The organism is Brevibacillus dissolubilis (assembly GCF_006170445.1).
Taxonomy (GTDB): domain Bacteria; phylum Bacillota; class Bacilli; order Brevibacillales; family Brevibacillaceae; genus Brevibacillus_B; species Brevibacillus_B dissolubilis.
The window spans coordinates 340,122-359,371 of sequence record NZ_VCNA01000003.1 but is presented as its reverse complement, the minus strand read 5'-3'; the positions used below and the strand labels follow the sequence as shown (position 1 = coordinate 359,371).

Here is a 19,250-nt window from a genome sequence, read left to right as displayed (position 1 = left end):
GCCATAAGGGGGAACCACACTGTGAGATACCGTTATCTTCCACAAACGGATCAAGACAAGCGCGAGATGTTTGAAGCGCTCGGAATCAACAGCATCGAAGAGCTTTTCACCGACATTCCAAAAGAAGTACGCTTCCCGCGTGAGCTCAACATCTCTGAGGCGCTCAACGAAGTGGACCATGTGCGTTATTTCAGCGCACTCTCCAATAAAAACGCCAACTTCACCACCCATGTGAACTTCCTCGGTGCAGGTGCGTACCAGCACTACATCCCAAGCACCGTCAACCATATGCTTCTGCGTGGTGAGTTCTTCACCGCGTACACTCCTTATCAACCAGAGATCAGCCAAGGTGAACTCCAGGCGATCTTTGAATTCCAAACCATGGTATGTGAAATGACTGGCATGGAAGTAGCCAACTCTTCCATGTACGACGGCGCTACCTCTACAGCGGAAGCAGCGATGATGGCGGCAGGCCACACCAACAAAGCCCGCGTGGTCGTATCCGGTGCGGTTCACCCAGAATACCGCGACGTTCTCACTACCTATGCAGCAGGTCAAAGCGTTGAAGTCGTCACTGTCGGCTATACCCAAGCAGGTGTAACTGATCTGGCAGCACTCGAAGCGTCTGTTACAGATGGTACAGGTGCAGTGATCGTGCAGTATCCGAACTTCTTCGGCTCCATCGAAGACCTCGCCGCGATCAAAAAAATCGCAGCAGACAAAGGCGCACTCTTCATCGTTGCATCCAACCCTGTAGCACTCGGCGTACTCGAAGCACCTGGTAAACTCGGCGCAGACATCGTAACCGGTGACATGCAGCCATTCGGGATTCCAGTATCCTTCGGCGGCCCACACTGCGGTTACTTTGCCACCACTTCCAAGCTGATGCGCAAAATGCCAGGCCGAATCGTCGGTCAGACCAAAGACGAAGAAGGCAAACGCGGCTTCGTACTCACCCTGCAAGCCCGTGAACAGCATATCCGCCGCGAAAAAGCGACATCCAACATCTGCTCCAACCAAGCGCTCCTCGCACTCGCTGCATCTGTCACCATGACCGCTCTTGGCAAACAAGGCGTACAGGAGATGGCGATGATGAACCTGCAAAAGGCTCACTACGCGAAGCAAGCCCTGGCAAACACTGCAGGTCTCGAAGTGGTCTTCAACAGCCCAACCTTCAACGAATTCGTCGTGAAGCTTCCAAAACCGGTGAAGGATGTCAACACCGCATTGCTTAACGCAGGCATCATCGGCGGCTACGATCTCGGCCTCGACTACCCAGAACTTGCGAATCACATGCTGATCGCAGTCACCGAGCTTCGTACCAAAGCGGAGATTGATACCTTGGCGCAAGAACTGGAGGCGATCGTACGTGCATAAAGAAAAAGAACTCATCTTTGAAATGAGCAGACCGGGCCGCGTAGCCTACAACCTGCCTGAGCTTGATGTGCCGGAAGTAGATGTGACCTCACTGCTCCCGCAACACCTGATCCGTGAAACCCCAGCTGAACTGCCAGAAGTCTCTGAGCTTCAGCTGGTTCGTCACTATACCGAACTCTCCCGCCGCAACCATGGTGTAGACAACGGCTTCTACCCACTCGGTTCCTGCACGATGAAATACAATCCAAAAATCAATGAGGACGTGGCGCGTTACGCTGGTTTCGCTCACATCCACCCATACCAGCCAGATGAGTCTGTACAGGGCGCACTCGAAGTCATGTACAACCTGCAGCAAGACCTCGCTGAAATCACCGGTATGGACGCTGTAACCCTCCAGCCTGCAGCAGGTGCAGCAGGGGAGTGGACTGGTCTGATGATGATCCGCGCTTACCACGAGAGCCGTGGTGAAGCGAACCGTACCAAGGTTATCGTGCCGAACTCCGCACACGGTACCAACCCGGCATCTGCGACGATCGCAGGTCTTGAGACGATCACCATCCCGTCCAACGACCGTGGTCTCGTAGACATCGAAGCACTCCGCGCAGCGGTAGGCCCTGACACTGCAGCACTCATGCTGACCAACCCGAACACCCTTGGTCTGTTCGAAGAGGATATCGTAGAAATGGCACAGATCGTCCACGAAGCGGGCGGCCTGCTCTACTACGATGGTGCCAATGCCAACGCGATCCTCGGCATCGCTCGTCCGGGTGACATGGGCTTTGACGTCGTTCACTTGAATCTGCACAAAACCTTCACTGGCCCTCACGGCGGCGGTGGCCCAGGTGCAGGTCCAGTCGGCGTAAAAGAAATCCTCATCCCGTTCCTGCCAGCTCCAATCGTAGCTCAGCGTGAAGACGGCAGCTACTACATGGACAGCGAGCGTCCACAAACCATCGGACGTGTCAAAGGCTTCAACGGTAACTTCGGGATCCTGCTGCGTGCTTACAGCTACATCCGTACCATGGGTGCAGACGGTCTGCGCAAAGTATCCGAGTATGCGGTACTCAATGCCAACTACATGATGCGCCGCCTCGCAACTGCGTATCATCTGCCATATGATGTCGTGTGCAAGCACGAATTCGTCCTCTCCGGTATTCGCCAGAAAAAACAAGGCGTGCGTACCCTCGACATCGCGAAGCGTCTTCTTGACTTCGGCTACCATCCACCAACGATCTACTTCCCGCTCATCGTCGAAGAGTGCCTGATGATCGAACCGACCGAAACCGAGACCAAAGAAACCCTCGACGAGTTCATCGACGTCATGCTCCAGATTGCCCGCGAGTGCGAAGAGACTCCAGAGATCGTACAGGAAGCTCCTCACACCACTGTGGTTAAGCGTCTGGATGAAGCGACAGCGGCCCGTAAGCCGATCCTGCGTTATACCAAAGAAGTGTAAAACTTTCGCATCACATATAAAAAGGACTGTCTCACAAATGGAGGCAGTCCTTTTTATTGATATAGCTCGGTTGTTTTTTTACAGTACATTAAAATTTCTCATCACTCGTTACCTCCGTATTGGGTCTGACTCGTAGTTGTCTTGCGTAAGTTGCCGCTCATGCTTGCCTGTCTAATTAATGAGACGTACAATGGACGAGTTACGTTTCATTTTTTTATACATAAATGATAAAAAGGGGAGACTCTATCAGATGACATCCTGGCGCTATATCATCACTGAAAATATGTCACCAGCAATGAACATGGCGATTGATGAAGCTATCCTCATCGCTCACAGTGAAGGAAAAGTACCACCGACCGTTCGTTTCTATACATGGGACCCTGCTACACTGTCCATCGGCTATTTTCAAAAGGCAGAAAAAGAGATCGATATCGAGGCAGTAGAGCGTCACGGCTTTGGCTTCGTGCGCCGTGCGACAGGGGGACGCGCTGTGTTTCATGATCAGGAGCTAACCTACAGCGTGATCGTCAACGAGGATTATCCCAATATGCCGCGCAGTGTGAACGAATCGTACAAGGTTCTCTCGATGGGGCTTTTGCATGGTTTTCAGAATCTTGGCTTGAATGCAGAAATGGTATCGCTTGCAAGCGAAGAGGAGAAGGAAAAATACAGCTCTCCTGGCTCGTCTGCGTGCTTTGACTCGCCATCCTGGTATGAACTCGTCGTCGAGGGCAAAAAGGTCGCAGGCAGTGCCCAGACGCGTCAGAAGGGCGTGATTTTGCAGCATGGGTCGATTCTGTTGGATATGGATGTGGACATGCTGTTCTCGCTGTTGAAGTTCTCCAGTGACCGTCTGCGTCAGCGGATGATTGACGGATTCCGGGAGAGAGCGGTGACGATTAATGAGGTGAGCGAACGGCGGATTGAGCTGCCGGAGTCGATTGAGGCGTTTTATAAAGGGTTTGCGAGTGGACTTGGGGTGGAGCTTGTGCCGTCTGAGTTGAGTGAGTATGAGCAAAAGCTAGCGGAAGAGTTGGCGGAAACTAGATATAGTACGCGGGAGTGGAATTTCCGGCGATAGTTAGTTGTTTTTGGCTTGAATCCCTGGATTCGGAGTGGGAGAGGAGGCGACATTCATGGCGTTGCCTTGTTGAACCTCGCTTCGAAGAAGAGACTGGCCGCTTCTCAATCATCAAGTGTGGGCCGGGTCAAAAATGTTCGAGGAAGCGGATTCAAGCGAAGGGGTTTGCCCCTGGGCGGATTCAGGGGAGCGTTAGCCACACATGATGCTTGCTTCGCTGGGGGGCGGTTCAAAGAGGCGCACGTCATGAATGTCGCCTCCTCTCCAGCCGGCTAGGGAGTAGGGAAAGACAGGAGCAATGAAAAATAAAAAAGCCTAGGTTGATCCACTAGCGGTGGTGGCAATCTAGGCTTCTCTCTTATCTTCGGAGATTTGGCGATAGCTGCTTCCTTAACGATCCTGTCTAATCCGAAGCACTCCTATGTAGCTTTCTGTAATTCTTTCTTCTTGATTTTTACTTCTTTTCTATTATATATGTTTCTTTGCTTGGCTCGTTTCCATTTGCCTATCTTACTCTGCAATATGCTTATCAAAAGCCTCTTGCAATCTCTTCACAACCTCGCCGACTTTGCCCGTACCGATTGCTTTTCCGTCAACGGAAACGATTGGGCAGATCTCGGTTGTCGTTCCGGTATAGAACAACTCATCTGACTCTTTTAAAAATTCAGTATCAAACACCTCTTCGATCACCTGAATCCCCAGATCTTGTGCCAGTCCAATCACGGTAGCTCGGGTGATGCCGTGGAGGATGAGGTTGGTGGCTGGGTGGGTGTGAAGGACACCGTTTTTGACGGCGAAGAGGTTGGAGGCACTGCCCTCGGTGACGAGTCCGTCGCGGTGGAGGATGGCGTCATGGTAGCCGTTTTCGACGGCTTGCTGCTTGGCCATGGCGGCACCGAGGAGGTTGAGTGTTTTGATGTCGCAGCGCAGCCAGCGGATATCGCGAACGAGGGTGGCGGTGATGCCGTTTTGCATGTCATGGAGCGGACGAGCCTTTTCGCGGACAAAAGCGGTCAGAATCGGCTTAATGTTTTGAGAATAATTGAAATTACGAGGCTCAACCCCACGCGTGATCTGTATGTAGAGGACAGCATCAACATCTTGTGTTGGAAGATTTTTTTTCATCAATTCTTGGACGATATCCAGAAGCTCATCTTCCGACCAGGGCAGCTTCATCCCGATCTCAGTCGCAGAGCGGTTTAGACGCTCCAAATGCTCTTTCCATTGATAAATCTTGCCTTGGTAAATTCGGGCGACTTCATAGATTCCGTCACCAAAATTATACCCCCGGTCTTCGGGATAAATCGCGGCCTGACCCGCTTCAACCCAACGCCCGTCTACGTAATACATTGTCAATCCCCCCAAGGAACTAAAAGTCTAACACCTCACCACAATATATAGTGTTGGATGTCGAAAAAAATTTCGTGCGCGTCAAGATATTGATTCATGTCGAAGCGTGTGGTATCTTTAGAAACGTCTCATCGAGATGAGATACATGTTTAACCATGCATTACATACACCATAACAAATTGACCGAATCGGGTCAATTTGCTGTGGACTACTGGAGGGGAAGTTTCTGTGACATCAAATGGGAAACGATTAGAGGGGTTAAGTGAGAAGATCTTTTTAGATCGATATGCGATGAAGGACCTCAACTATAAAAAGACAACTGTAGGGGATACCGTCCTCGTACTTACGAAAGATGACCCCAAATTTCCGCAGAAGGAAGTTGGAGAAGTGATCGCGCTCAACAATAACATCGCGACCATCCAGCTTCGCAGCGGAGATACATTCGAAAGCCCGTTGGAGCGCACCACCCGTCCGCTGGAGCTTACACCTGAAGCATTGTGGGACAGGCTGGCCACAGCACTCGCATCCGTTGAGAAAACCGAGGAAAAACGTGCCGAGTGGACAGCCAAGTTCCGTGAACTTTTAGATGATTGGAAACTCGTTCCAGGCGGACGCATCGCAGCAGGTGCAGGCGCCAGTGACGAGCTGACCTTGTTCAACTGCTACGTGATCCCATCGCCGAAAGATTCACGCGGCGGCATCATGGAGACACTCAGCCAGATGACAGAGATCATGTCACGCGGCGGCGGTGTCGGGATCAACCTGTCCAGCCTGCGTCCACGACGTGCACTCGTCCGTGGAGTGAATGGTTCGTCCAGCGGTTCTGTATCGTGGGGCGGATTGTTCAGCTATACGACTGGGTTAATTGAGCAAGGGGGAAGTCGCCGTGGAGCCCTCATGCTCATGATGAACGACTGGCATCCAGACCTGCTCGAATTCATCACCGTTAAACAACAGATGGGTCTGGTTACCAACGCTAACCTGTCCGTCTGCGTCTCCAACGGTTTCATGAAAGCCGTCAAGGAAGACCTCGACTGGGATCTCGTCTTCCCTGATACATCCGATCCTGAATATGACGAGCTGTGGGACGGCAACCTGACCAAATGGCGCGACGAGCTGGGCAAAGCAGTCAACGTCTACAAAACCGTCCGTGCCCGCGATGTATGGCACACCATCATTGAATCAGCTTGGAAATCCGCTGAACCGGGTATTGTGTTCATCGAGTATTACAATGATATGTCCAACAGCTGGTACTATAATCCGATCATTTGTACGAATCCGTGTGGAGAACAAGGCCTCCCAGCATGGGGCGTGTGCAACTTATCCGCCCTCAACCTCTCCAAATTCGTTGACAATAAAGAAGTAGAGTGGGACAAGCTCGCAACCGCTGTCCGCTACTCCGTGCGTTTCCTGGACAACGTCATTGACGCGACACCATATCATTTTGAAGAGAACGAAGCCAACCAAAAAGGCGAACGCCGCGTCGGTCTTGGCTCCATGGGTCTGGCGGAAATGCTGATCAAGCTCGAAATCCGCTACGGCAGCACTGAATCTCTTGAATTCTTGGACAAGCTGTACAACTTCATCGCCCGCGAAGCTTATCTCGCATCTGCTGAGATCGCCGAGGAAAAAGGCAGCTTCCCGATGTTTGACACCGAAAAATTCCTGATGAGCGGCTTCATGAAGCAATTTGACGACGAAGTCAGAGATGCCATCCGCGAAAAAGGCATCCGCAACGTAACCCTGCTCACCCAAGCACCGACCGGCTCCACAGGTACGATGGTCGGCACTTCCACCGGGATCGAGCCGTTCTACGCGTTTGAATACTATCGTCAGAGCCGCTTGGGTTTCGATAAACAATACGTACCAATCGCGAAGGACTGGGTCGATCAAAACCCAGACCAAGACTTCCCAGACTTCTTCGTGAGCGCCATGACCCTCAGTGCAGAGGATCATGTCCGCGTCCAAGCAGCGATTCAGAAGTGGGTCGACTCTTCCATCTCCAAAACAGCCAACGCACCGCACGACTTCACTGTCGAAGACACCAAGCGTCTCTATGAGCTGGCGTTTGACCTTGGTTGCAAAGGCGTAACCATCTACCGTGACGGCAGCCGTGACGTGCAGGTTCTTTCTACCGATAAGAAGGAAGACAAAACAGAGGCCAAGGCGGAATCAACAACCGAAGCAACCACAGCGGAAGCCAAGGAAACCACCGTCGCCGCCCAACCAGCTGCAACCGCACCAGTCAAAGCAGGGAAGAAAAAATCCGAATACAGCAAGCGCCCGAAAAAATTGAGCGGCGCTACCTATAAAATGAACACCCCACTGGGCAAAGCCTACATCACGGTCAACGAGGTGGACGGGCATCCGTACGAAGTCCTCGTCAATGTAGGCAAAGCAGGCTCCGATGTCTTCGCTATGTCCGAAGCACTCGGCCGCGTCTCCACGCTGTTCCTGCGTTTCGGTGAACTCCCTGACGGAAACAAAGCCCGTCTGCTGATCAAGCACCTCAAAGGTATCGGCGGTTCCGGTGCAGTCGGCTTCGGCGCCAACCGTGTCGAGTCCATCCCAGATGCAGTAGCAAAAGCACTGGAAATGCACCTCGACGGCGAAGACGAGAACGCATCCGTAGCAGCTGCGAGCGAGCCGAAGTACGTGAAGGCAAGCCCAGAGCCACAGCATGACCATGATTTTGAAGACGACTTCCATGGCGGCAACCGTGATTTCTGCCCGTCTTGCGGATCGGCAAGTCTGTTGCCTGCGGAAGGCTGCAAGACGTGCACGAGCTGTGGGTATTCGAAGTGTAGTTAAGAGTAGGTAAACAGATATATGTCATAAGTCCGAAGCCCTGTACTAGCAAAAGAATTGCTAATACAGGGCTTTATTTTTATATGGACGTTTTTTAGTTGGAGAGGGTACCTGATTACAGTGATTTCCTTTTGTGGTAATATGATATGCTTTGCTTAAAGATCAAAGATTGGAAGTGAGCCATATGAAAAAAACAACCTTTTGGGGTCGGGATGAAAACGACGAAACCCTCGTCCAGCAGATTCTCCAAGGAAAAAAGACGGCGACGTGCACACCAAAAGTCTGGTATGATGCCCAACCGGATGAGGTATGCGAAATAGGCGAGATGATACAGGTGCACAGCAAAAAAGGAAAGTACATGTGTACGATTGAGATTACCGACAAGTATGAAGTGTCTTTTGGTCAGGTGGACGAGCGGACAGTCCTTGGTGAAAACTGCCTAACGTATGAAGAGTTTCGTCAGGATCACATCATCAGCTGGAGCGAGGATTTGCAGAAAGAAGGTCTTGCCAAAAACATCCCCATCATCCTCCTGGAGAAGAAAGGCAGAAAACTGCGTGACCGCTGGGAAAATAAATTTGCCGATCACCTAACACCAAAAGAGAAAAAACGCATTTATCTTCATCAATATCTCTGGCACTTATTCAGTTTTGGAAAACATCCTTGTCTAAAAGAAGAGGAGGCAAGGATGGCATTAGATATGATCGAGAAATCAAGCTGCTATGTGTTCTACCAGCATCAGAGAAAGGCATTATTACTTACCGAGGCTGCTGGCATTACCGCTTCCGATTTCGAATATGAAGACGATATTTATATTGTAGATAAAGAATTCACCTGGACCTATGTACATACCCACGAATCCAATTGTGGACCTTATTTTCTCCACCTGCCCGAATTCCCACAAAGCTACATCCACCGAACCAAATGCCTAAGACTTTATTAATTAAAGTTTTAGGCATTGTTTATAAAATTTTAAGCACTCTCTGTTTTAATGGAAGTCATAACCAAGAAGAACAAAGAAGCGAGGCAGTGAATCCGATCAAGATAAACAAATATAAACAAGGAATAAAGTTTCCTGTTTAAATAGGAAGAGAACAGGGAAAATCCGATACATATCTTTTAATAAAAGTGATAGAGGAAGAATTATTTTTAGTATATGCAAAACAATGGTATACATTGAAATCATAAATCATCTATAAACGAAAACAACCATCTTATTTGGAGGTCTTTATGAAACTAACCATCCGCAAGAAACTTTTAATCGGGTTTTTCGCTATCGTCCTGATCCTGATCGCGCAAGGTGGAGTAGGCAATACCAAAATGTCTGATGTCAGTATCAAATTAGTGGAAGTGACAGACAAATGGAGTCCTAGCAAGGATACTCTCGGTATTATCAATGCCAATGTCACCGAGCTGCAGCGCCTAATCCTGATGCATGGTTCGGCACCGGACCTGCCACGTAAAGCTGAGATAGAAAAAATGATTACGGACACCATCAATCTCGTGGAAGAAAGACGGAAGGTGTACGAACCACTGATCAGCGAACAAGAAAAAGAACAAAGTGAAGAGTTTGCAAGAGATTGGGAGGCAGTAAAAGAGAGCATCGCGGCTGTTATCAAAGTATCGAACACGCAAAATACCAATGCTACTTTTGGAGCGCTCCAAGCATCTGATACTTCATTCGATACGGCAAAAAAGTCGCTTATTGAGCTGATCCACATCAACGGAGATGGGGCAGAAGCGGCCAAAGCAGAGGCGCTTGCAGCGGATGAGGCCGGGAAGAAAGCGGTTTTCAACCTGACCCTTGCCGGGGTTGTCGTGGCGTTGATCATCGGCTGGGTGCTCTCCTCCATCCTCTCCCGCTCGATTAATGCGGTGGCCAAACAAGTGGAAATCGTGGCAAACGGTGACTTTACGGTAGAACCTCTTCCGGTAAAAACCAAAGACGAAGTTGGACAACTGACGCACAACTTCAATAAAATGACAGAGCAGCTGCGTTCGATGATGAAAGAGGTAACACTCGGGGCTGAGCAAGTGGCCTCCACCTCAGAAGAGCTGACAGCAAGTGCAGAGCAATCGGCTCAGGCCGCTTCCCAGATCGCTGAGTCGGTCCAAGAGGTGGCAAACGGAGCGGAACGGCAAGTCAACACGGTCAATGGTTCTGTCCTGGCCGTACAAGAAATCACAAAAGGTATGGCTCATATCTCCGACAGCATGGAAAAAGTCTCCGACGCCTCCCAAATCGCTAACGACCGAGCACAAAATGGCCATAAGGTCGTCAACGAGGTACGTACCCAAATGACGGAAATCTCCTTCAATACGCAGGAAGCCTCCGCCGTGATGAATGAGCTGAGTCAGAAATCCAAGCGAATCTCTGGGATTGTGGAAGCGATCAACGGGATTGCCTCACAGACCAACCTGCTGGCGCTCAACGCCGCGATTGAGGCAGCGAGAGCAGGGGAGCAAGGCAAGGGCTTTGCGGTAGTTGCGGATGAGGTACGCAAGCTGGCAGAACAGTCTTCTGCCGAAACGACCAATATCAAAGAAATCATCGAGGCGATCCAGCGGGATATCGACCGTACAGCGATCGCGATGGAAGCTGGCCGTGATTCGGTCGCAGAAGGCTTGGCGACGACAGAAGAGGCGGCGAAGGCTTTTGCCCAGATTGCGCAAGCCATCGAAGAGGTTACCAAACAGGCAGAAGAAGTGGCAGCGATCGTTCAACAGGTCAACGCAGGCGCACAAGAGATGAACGCCTCGATGGATCAGGTAGCGGAGATCTCCCAACAGTCCAAAGGCAATACCGACGCCATCGCGGCCTCAGTCGAAGAGCAGACCGCATCCATGGAGGAAGTCACGGCTGCCTCCGAATCGCTGTCCACGATGGCTGAAAAGCTGAATGAGCTTGTCAAGCAGTTTAAGATTTAACAGAGTTGGTTTCGGCATTGGGACTTGAAATGCGGGAATAGATGAAGGTAGAGTTAGTTAGGGTTTGGCAGTGTGAAACCCTGACTAGCTCTTTTTTCATCGCATGAGTTTTCTGCGTTCAATCCTGTAGATGCCCTACCGTGCAACACAATACGCTATAATAGATTAAAAGATCTTACATTACAGAAGACAGGTGACCCTCCAACCATGATTCTCAATGAAAAAATCAAAGCATCCGAAGTCGAACTGACCGGTCTCAATGGCGAAGACCTCGGGATCGTCTCTACCAAAGAAGCCCTGCGCATGGCAAAAGAGCTGAAGGTAGACCTCGTCTGCCTCTCCCTCAACACCAGCCCGCCGCCATGCAAGCTGGTCAGCAAATCCGACTTCAAAGCAGAGCAAAACCAAGAAAACAAGAAGAACCGCAAAGCCGAAAAAGGGATGAAGACCAAAGAAATCCGTCTCAACGCCTTCATCGAAGAACACGATTACGATACCAAAAAACGTCAAGCCGAGCGTGTCCTCACAGGAGGAGATGCCGTACAGCTGACCGTTCTCGTCGAAAAGAAAAACACCCAACCAGCGAAGGAATTGGCTGAGCAGCTGGTCAAAGACCTCAAGCATTGCGGAAAACAAGACAAAGGGATTCAGGTAAGCGGTAAACAAGTGATCGCAATGCTGCTTCCACTCTAAATCCAACATACATTAAAAAGACACAGAGGTTCCGCGTGGCGCAAGCAGTTGCGCATCGAATCTGATCTGTGTCTTTTTTTATTTCCCGGAAAATAGTTTTTCAGCCACTTCCGCCGAACAGGTATATAAGACTTTTTGTACGAATCCAAAATCGTTTTATTGGGTCTCAAGTAATGCGTCTAGTCCTTGTAGATATGGGACAGTCCTGATTATGAATGTTTTAGAAAAAAGTTATAATATTCCAAAGAAATATCTGGTATGATGACTCTCGTGGGTAAAAGGAACCGAGGTGATTCGCTAAAAAAGGGAGAAGTTGCATGTGCATGTATATGTACACGAAGCCTATTCAACCTGCTATTATTCCAATCCCATATGACTAACCTGACGACTTAACCGATACCGAGAATGAACCAGCTCAAAAATGAAAGGGGAACTTCATTATGTCTTTTGCTTCACCCAGTAAGGGGCGGAGATGGCTCGCATTCGTGACCGCTTGCCTGCTTATGCTCAACACCTTCAGTCTGATCGGCCCAGCCGATATTGCGAGAGCAGAGGCGACTGTCCTAGCCTCATCTGCACAGGCTACACCATCTACGGTCACCCAGGGTTCTGGCACCGACCTTGATGTACAGGTAACGATGTCGGAAGCGGCTTCCTTGTTGATCGATTTGGAGATTTTTGATCCTTCTTTAAAAAGAGTCCATCAATCGTTCATCGATAATGTGAACGTGAACGCGAATGAGGCCAAGTCGATTCCGTTCAAATGGAACGTACCGACGAATCTTCCAGAAGGCAAATATACCGTCAGCGTAGGGATTTTTGGAGCTGGCTGGAGCAAGCAATATAAATGGCACGCAGGAGCCACCTTCATTCAAGTGGAAAAAGCAGTGCCAACGATCAAGTTCGTCAGCAGTGCGGCAACAACACCGCAACAGGTACTTCCAGGCGGCACCGTGCATGTAGACACGACTGTGACGGCTGATCTGGGGACAGATACGGCGGTAGATATCAGCGTGCTGCAGCCAAACGGAGCCAATGTGCTGACCGAAGAATTCACAGCCACGTTCACCACCTCTGAAACTAAGCATCTGGAATTCGACTGGGCCGTCCCAGCAGATGCAGAGCTTGGCACCTATCGGGTCGTGGTCGACGTCCACAATCCAGACCGTACGCAGAGCTATCATCAAAACGTTTCCGCAGGGGAATTCCAAGTCGTCTCCAGCGAACAACCCGCTCTAGCCGTTCCTGCCAATCTGAAAGCAGTTCCAACTGACAGCTCCATCACACTGTCTTGGGATGGCGTAACGAGTGCGACTGGCTATGATGTCGAAGTGGATGGAGCAGTTGTGGGGGTAACCGGAACCTCCTACACCCACAACGGTTTGCAGCCAGATACCACACACACGTACAAAGTCCGCGCCAAAAATGCAAGTGTTACAGGCGCATGGAGTTCGGCAATTACCGCGAAGACCAATGCTTCTTCTACCAGTCCAACCAAGGTGAAAGTAAGCGTCGAGACGGGCACAGATGCCACAACCGCACAGGCTGAACCCAACATCGAGATCACCAATGTAAGCAATGCACCGATCAACCTCCAAGACGTGAAGGCACGTTACTACTTCACGATCGATGAGGAAAAACCAGTCAGCGTCAACTTCTGGAGCACCAAAGCAAAAGAAGTGGTCATCGCGAAGATCGTGAAGATGCCGATTCCTTCTGCTACAGCTGATCATTACATGGAGATTGGCTTCACCGATCAGGCGGGTGCCCTGCAACCTGGAGCCATGGTAGGGGTCTACACCTGGTTCTATTTTAGCGACTACTCCTCCAAGTTCACTCAGACCAATGACTACTCGTTCATCAATTCCAACGAAGAAGTCTTCAGTGAAAAAGTCACCGGATATGTGGGTGGCACATTAGATTGGGGTACAGAGCCTGAATTGTTCGACATGCCTGCTTTTCCATTGAATCTGGCTGCTGTCCCAACCGATACGACGATCTCTCTGACGTGGGATCAAGTGGCAGGGGCGACCGGCTATGATATCTGGGCAGACGGCAAAATCATCACCGATATCAGAGCCAACACCTACCTCGTACAGTGGTTGAATCCAGGGACGCGACATTCCTACAAAGTCCGTACCCGTCAAGGCGAATCACTCAGCGTATGGAGCTCTGAGATTCAGCTGAAAACAACAGGTCAACAGCAGCTCCCAGCTCCGTCCAATGTGAGAGCGACCGCGACGGCAGATACGATCACCGTTACGTGGGATAAGTTGCAGGAAGAGATTACAGGCTATGACATCGAAGTAGACGGCAATGTGATTGATGCTCAGACGAATCTTTCCTACACCCACAGCAATCTCGTCAGCGGCTCTCAGCATACCTACCGCGTCCGTGCCAAAGACGGCAGCACAGCAGGGCAGTGGAGCGATCTGCTCAAGGTCAACACCAAGTACGAACCGACTGGCCCGTTCCAAGTCAATTTCACCATCGATCCGACAGCAGACCGCGCACCGATCAGTCCTTACATCTATGGAACCAATGATGACTTGTCCGGCACAGAGAATTGGACAGCAAGACGTCTCGGCGGGAACCGTCTCTCCACCTACAACTGGGAGAACAATGCCTCCAATGCAGGTGAAGATTATTTCAACATGAGTGATAACTATATTCCGTGGTACTATGGCGGTGTGCCATGGGGCGGCAATATGGCAGATCCGGGTATCGGGGTAGCAGGCTTCCACCAGAAATCCCTGGCGAAAGGTGCTCTGACCCTGACCACGCTCCAGACCGCAGGCTTTGTAGCCAAGGACACCAATGGGCAAGTAAATGCCACCGAAACAGCTCCATCCAACCGCTGGGTAGAGGTAAAAGCTGCGAAAAATGCACCATTCAGCACGACTCCAGACCTGACAGACAACTATGTCTACATGGATGAATTCGTCAACCTGATGATTCATAAGTTTGGCAGTGCAGCTACCCCAACCGGAATTAAAGCGTATGAGATCGACAACGAACCAGGCCTGTGGGAAAATACGCACCCTTACATGCACCCGCAAAAACCAGGCAGTGAAGAAGTCCTGAATAAATCGATTGATCTGGCAAAAGCAGTCAAGAACGTCGACCCGGATGCACAGCTGTTCGGTCCGGTCACCTACGGCTTCAGCGATATGTATGACATGGACGGCTCTGCAGACTGGAAGGATGTAAAAGGCAACTACGACTGGTACATCGATTACTACCTCGACAATCTGCGTGTCGCATCTCTGCAAGAAGGCAAGCGACTGCTCGATGCGGTCGATATCCACTGGTATCCGGAGATTTCTGCGGGCGGTGTCCGTATTACCGACAGCAACTCCAATGATAATATCGCAGCGAACAAAGCACGTATCCAAGCACCACGCTCTCTGTGGGACTCAAGCTACAAAGAAGACAGCTGGATCGGTCAATGGTACAGCTCCTACCTGCCAGTCATCCCGCGTCTGCAACAATCGATCGACACTTATAACCAAGGAACCAAAATCGCCTTCACCGAATACAACTACGGCGGCGAAAACCACATCTCCGGCGGGATTGCCACCGCAGATGTGCTTGGGATCTTCGGCAAAGAGGGAGTCTATCTGGGCACCTACTGGAAAATGGTCAATGGCTTGAAGGAAGCACCATACCATTCCGCTGCTTTTAAAATGTTCACCAATTACGACGGTAACAACGCCACGTTTGGTGATACCAAGGTGAAAGCAGAGACTACCGACATCGAAAACAGCTCCATCTACGGTTCAGTCTTCCAAGACAGCGACAACAACCTGCATCTGATCGTGATCAACAAGAACTATGACCATGAGATGAATGCGGTGCTCAACATCGGCGGTACGACCAACTACACCTCTGCACGCGTATTTGGCTTTGACAGCAACAGCGCTGTGATCACCGAGCGTGAGCCGATAACCAACATCACCAACAATACGATTACCTATACGATTCCAAAATTGACGGTCTGCCACTTCGTGCTTAAGGCTGGATCTGCCGAGTAGAGAGAAGGCTTAATCAGTCAGACCAAAAAAGACTCTGCTCCCAGACAATGCGTTCATACCACGCTTGTGGAGTGTTGCTCACTGTTGGTCAGGAAAGACTACTAGTTGAGATGGATTGGCGGAAGTAGTAAAGGAGCGGGTGAAGTCCCGCTCCTTTTTTTGAACGTATGATGAGTAGGGGCGGCTAAGGAAGCCGCTCTTTTTCTTTGGCTCTGTTATCCTTCATTGTTTATTTTGCTCATTGAACGAAGGGGAAGTTTACTTGAAACCGACGGAAATGACCCAAACCTCTAAAAAACCACTGACGAGGATATGTACCATAAAAGAAGATGTACCATTAAAAGAAGACTTTTTGTCCTGGCAATGGTGTGATGGATTAGTTTTGAGAGATTGCCTTTGTTTTAACGTGTGAGAATAAATAACACCCTCCAATCACAATGAATCCCCCAATTCCTTGTATCCATGACAGTTGTTCTCCTATAAATAAAAACGCTAAAATTGCAGTGAAAACTGGATTGAAATTCAAGAAAATACCGGATGTTGTAGTACCTAATTTCTGTATGCCAATATTCCAAAACACCATACAAACGACAGTAGAGATCACACCTGTATATAAAATAGATTCAATGAAAGATTGATTGATATTGGATAAAGTAAAATCAAAGAGGTTAAACGGAAGAAGAACGAGAAGTCCAAATATTCCAGAGTACAATGTACACATCAACGGTGATGTCGTTCTCATTGCCCACCTGCTGCAAACGGAGTATATTCCCCACACGAATACAGCTACGATCATCCATAAATCACCCGTATTAAAGTGTAGTGACAGTAATAGGTTCATCTTTCCTTTCGAAAGAACAAGAAGCACTCCAAAAAGCGAAATCATCATTGAAAATACTTGGAATCTATTGATTCGTTCTCGTAAAAAAATAAATGAAAAAATGGAAATGGAGATTGTATTTAATGTAGAAATGAATCCAACATTAGTCGATGTTGTTCGTTCTAATGCTAAAAATTGAAAGACATTAAATAAAACAACACCTGTGATTCCCATGCAAAATAAGGGAAGAATGGCATCTCGTGAGGGCAGTACCCTTTTTTCGCTCCACCATACCATTGGTAGAAGGAAAACAATAGCAATCATCCATCGTAAGCTCGTCAACGTCAACGGAGAAGCATGACCGACAAGAGATTTTCCAACTACAAAATTTCCTCCCCATAGCAAGCTTGCTACAAGTAGCAATAAAACATAGAAATTCACCATATCATTTAGCTCCTTTGATTTTTCACTGTTGGAGTGAAAAAGATAGAAGCCATTGTGCACAATGACATTTAGAATATTGAATGTCGATTCACAAATAATGATAGCACCTTTATTTGTTTTACAGAATAACGTTTTGTGTTATCGATAAAACTTGAAATAATAGAAACAAAAAGTGAAATGTTATAGAATAAAATTAAGAGTTTGCATGAAATAAAACCTGTATTTCGAATAATGATAAAAGGAGAATCATGCGTGGAATCTTTTGTAAGCAGAATTTTAGATGATGTTGATATTCAAATTTTAGATATATTGCAAAAGGAAGCTCAGTTAAGTAATGCTGAACTTGCAAGACGTGTAAATTTGTCCCCACCAGCCACACACACAAGGATAAAACGATTGGAAAGCGAAGGGTTTATCGATAGGGAAGTCGCAATCTTAAATCAAGAAAAGCTTGGGTTCGATTTACTTTGCTACGTTTTCATGAGCACGAATATTCATCAAGCTGAACAATTGGAAGTTTTGGAAAATGCCTTAAAAGCTATGCCAGAAATATTAGAATGTCATTGTTTAACAGGAGAATATGATTATCTTTTAAAGGTTGTTGTTAGAGATCGGAAGGAATTGGATAAGTTTATAAGAAAATTAAATAGGCTCGGCATATCACGAATTCAAACTAACTTATCATTAAGAGAAGTAAAGTATTCCACAGTGTTACCTATATCGAAAAGTGAAAACTGAGAGTGGCTCCACTTATCAGTCTTGCTATTCTCTCTGCATTCACCACGAAGGCAGTGAGTATTGCTCCTGTTCATACATGTTTCGCTCGACTCAAATTCCATTTGGAGGTTGAGATGTTCGGGGATTATTCTAATAGATTATGTTTGGACGTACCCGTTTGACAATGAACAGGCAAAAGCTATAATAACAGGTGATCGATTTGTGACTCCACTACCTATTCACGACAAGCCTGACAGGAGGTCATCGGACCATGAATATAACGATTACCAAACCCGCACTGCAACATTTTCAATCTGACTGGAATTTCCGCTCAGGAGATACTGTCCGCATCTTTCCCCGCTATGGTGGCTTGGGAAAAAACGCTTTTTCGCTTGGCATCCGCAAAGACGAGCCCCAGGAGATCGGACTGGAGGTCACGTTGGACAACATCCGTTTTTTCATTGAAAAAGATGATATGTGGTACCTAGAAGAGCAAGATGTCAAAATCGACTTTGATGAAAAAATCGAAGAGATCGTGTTTCCGTCAGCATAGTCAGATCCCATAGAAAAATCGTAACAACCGGCAAAACCTTCGCCCACACAACACTGGACGAAGGTTTTTTTGATTCTACGAAAAATGAACTAGGTCACAAGAGGTGTTTTTGCATCTAATTACGCATACATTTTTTACCTGTATGCGTTTATATTGGATAAAAGATTCTTGTACTATTTTTGGAGTTATCTTAGGTGATGATAGTACAAAAATAAATAAAAGGAAAAGGTTTACATGTCTGAAGCATCGAAATGAGTATAGCGAGGAGGATTACGAAAGGATCGCCGCAAAGGAGAGGATAAAACAATGATAAACCAGGCAATGAACCTGATGATTAGCGATGAGGAGCGGGCCAGGACAAGAGACTTGCTCAAGGCGTATCCCATGATGAAAGCGGCCGTTGATATTTTTTCTCTGGACAAAAAGATACGACCTGCTGATGAGTACAATGAATTTGACCGGGCCAATGCGGAAGGCAGGGGAACCCGTAGTGACTTGGACGGACGGGGGAACAAGGGAGACATCGTGGGTAATACCGTTCTGCTGCGCGAAGAACGTCCTGTGATGATCGCCGAGTACGAACGCCGTTGCAAGGCGATTGATATGGCACTTAAGGCGCTCTCAGATGAAGGACGCACGATTTTGACCAAGTGTTTTCTGGAGCAAAAAAAGGACAAGCTGATCTACGAAATCATCATGAACATCCCGAAGAGCACCTATGATTACTACAAAAAGAATGCGGTAGACACGGTGGCTTACATCCTCAAAGCGGCACACATCATTTAGCTGTTAGTTGCACTACCATCTACTCACGCTCATTGGGCAAATTTTGTACCGTGGATAGACGCAAATGATGCCTCACTAGAACCTAACTTGGGTTTTTCCTTAGTATCATGATACTATTCCACAAAAAGGAAAACGAAAGCGTTATCAACAGGCAATAACGGGGGAGTTTTTTACTGGAAAAAGAGTGAAGATTCAAAAAGTAA

General features: G+C 48.4%; 13 protein-coding genes. 11 read left to right on the top strand and 2 right to left on the bottom strand.

All coding sequences use genetic code 11. The annotated features are described in order from the left end of the window. Window positions 1-21 precede the first annotated feature (21 nt). From gcvPA to FGI41_RS07775, 3 genes are all read left to right on the top strand, one after another. Window positions 22-1,377, top strand: coding sequence for an aminomethyl-transferring glycine dehydrogenase subunit GcvPA (gene gcvPA / locus FGI41_RS07785; RefSeq protein WP_139489394.1), 1,356 nt, complete (start codon window positions 22-24; stop codon window positions 1,375-1,377). Between the two features lie 22 nt (window positions 1,378-1,399). Further along, window positions 1,400-2,833: an aminomethyl-transferring glycine dehydrogenase subunit GcvPB gene (gene gcvPB / locus FGI41_RS07780; protein WP_255298388.1), complete on the top strand. Its 1,434-nt coding sequence runs from the start codon at window positions 1,400-1,402 to the stop codon at window positions 2,831-2,833. Window positions 2,834-3,083: 250 nt separating this feature from the next. Continuing rightward, window positions 3,084-3,914: a lipoate--protein ligase family protein gene (locus FGI41_RS07775; RefSeq protein WP_139489392.1), complete on the top strand. Its 831-nt coding sequence runs from the start codon at window positions 3,084-3,086 to the stop codon at window positions 3,912-3,914. Between the two features lie 510 nt (window positions 3,915-4,424). Here the strand turns inward: FGI41_RS07775 and dat are convergent. Continuing rightward, window positions 4,425-5,264 carry a D-amino-acid transaminase gene (dat, locus tag FGI41_RS07770; protein WP_139489391.1) on the bottom strand — a complete coding sequence of 280 codons (840 nt, stop codon included), beginning with the start codon at window positions 5,262-5,264 and terminating at the stop codon, window positions 4,425-4,427. 228 nt (window positions 5,265-5,492) lie between these two features. Between dat and FGI41_RS07765 the strand changes: the two genes are divergently transcribed. From FGI41_RS07765 to FGI41_RS07745, 5 genes are all read left to right on the top strand, one after another. Continuing rightward, on the top strand, window positions 5,493-8,075 hold the full coding sequence (locus FGI41_RS07765; RefSeq protein ID WP_255298365.1) for an adenosylcobalamin-dependent ribonucleoside-diphosphate reductase: 2,583 nt from the start codon (window positions 5,493-5,495) through the stop codon (window positions 8,073-8,075). A 181-nt stretch (window positions 8,076-8,256) separates the two neighbouring features. After that, complete coding sequence (locus FGI41_RS24820) at window positions 8,257-9,015, top strand: DUF4275 family protein (protein WP_176560177.1); 759 nt, start codon at window positions 8,257-8,259, stop codon at window positions 9,013-9,015. Window positions 9,016-9,302: 287 nt separating this feature from the next. After that, entirely contained in the window at window positions 9,303-11,000 is a 1,698-nt protein-coding gene (locus FGI41_RS07755) for a HAMP domain-containing methyl-accepting chemotaxis protein (RefSeq protein ID WP_139489390.1), read from the top strand. 207 nt (window positions 11,001-11,207) lie between these two features. Then, complete coding sequence (infC, locus tag FGI41_RS07750; protein ID WP_139489389.1) at window positions 11,208-11,693, top strand: translation initiation factor IF-3; 486 nt, start codon at window positions 11,208-11,210, stop codon at window positions 11,691-11,693. 440 nt (window positions 11,694-12,133) lie between these two features. Continuing rightward, on the top strand, window positions 12,134-15,727 hold the full coding sequence (locus FGI41_RS07745; RefSeq protein ID WP_139489388.1) for a glycoside hydrolase family 44 protein: 3,594 nt from the start codon (window positions 12,134-12,136) through the stop codon (window positions 15,725-15,727). 376 nt (window positions 15,728-16,103) lie between these two features. On the opposite strand, the gene FGI41_RS07740 is transcribed toward FGI41_RS07745, so the two are convergent. Continuing rightward, a complete protein-coding gene (locus FGI41_RS07740; protein ID WP_139489387.1) occupies window positions 16,104-16,991 on the bottom strand; it encodes a DMT family transporter in 888 nt (295 codons plus the stop codon). A 252-nt stretch (window positions 16,992-17,243) separates the two neighbouring features. On the opposite strand from FGI41_RS07740, the gene FGI41_RS07735 reads away from it, so the two are divergent. From FGI41_RS07735 to FGI41_RS07725, 3 genes are all read left to right on the top strand, one after another. Further along, window positions 17,244-17,729: an Lrp/AsnC family transcriptional regulator gene (locus FGI41_RS07735; protein ID WP_139489386.1), complete on the top strand. Its 486-nt coding sequence runs from the start codon at window positions 17,244-17,246 to the stop codon at window positions 17,727-17,729. A gap of 250 nt (window positions 17,730-17,979) precedes the next feature. Beyond that, complete coding sequence (locus tag FGI41_RS07730) at window positions 17,980-18,261, top strand: HesB/YadR/YfhF family protein (protein WP_139489385.1); 282 nt, start codon at window positions 17,980-17,982, stop codon at window positions 18,259-18,261. Between the two features lie 306 nt (window positions 18,262-18,567). Beyond that, complete coding sequence (locus FGI41_RS07725) at window positions 18,568-19,047, top strand: hypothetical protein (RefSeq protein WP_255298364.1); 480 nt, start codon at window positions 18,568-18,570, stop codon at window positions 19,045-19,047. Window positions 19,048-19,250 lie beyond the last annotated feature (203 nt).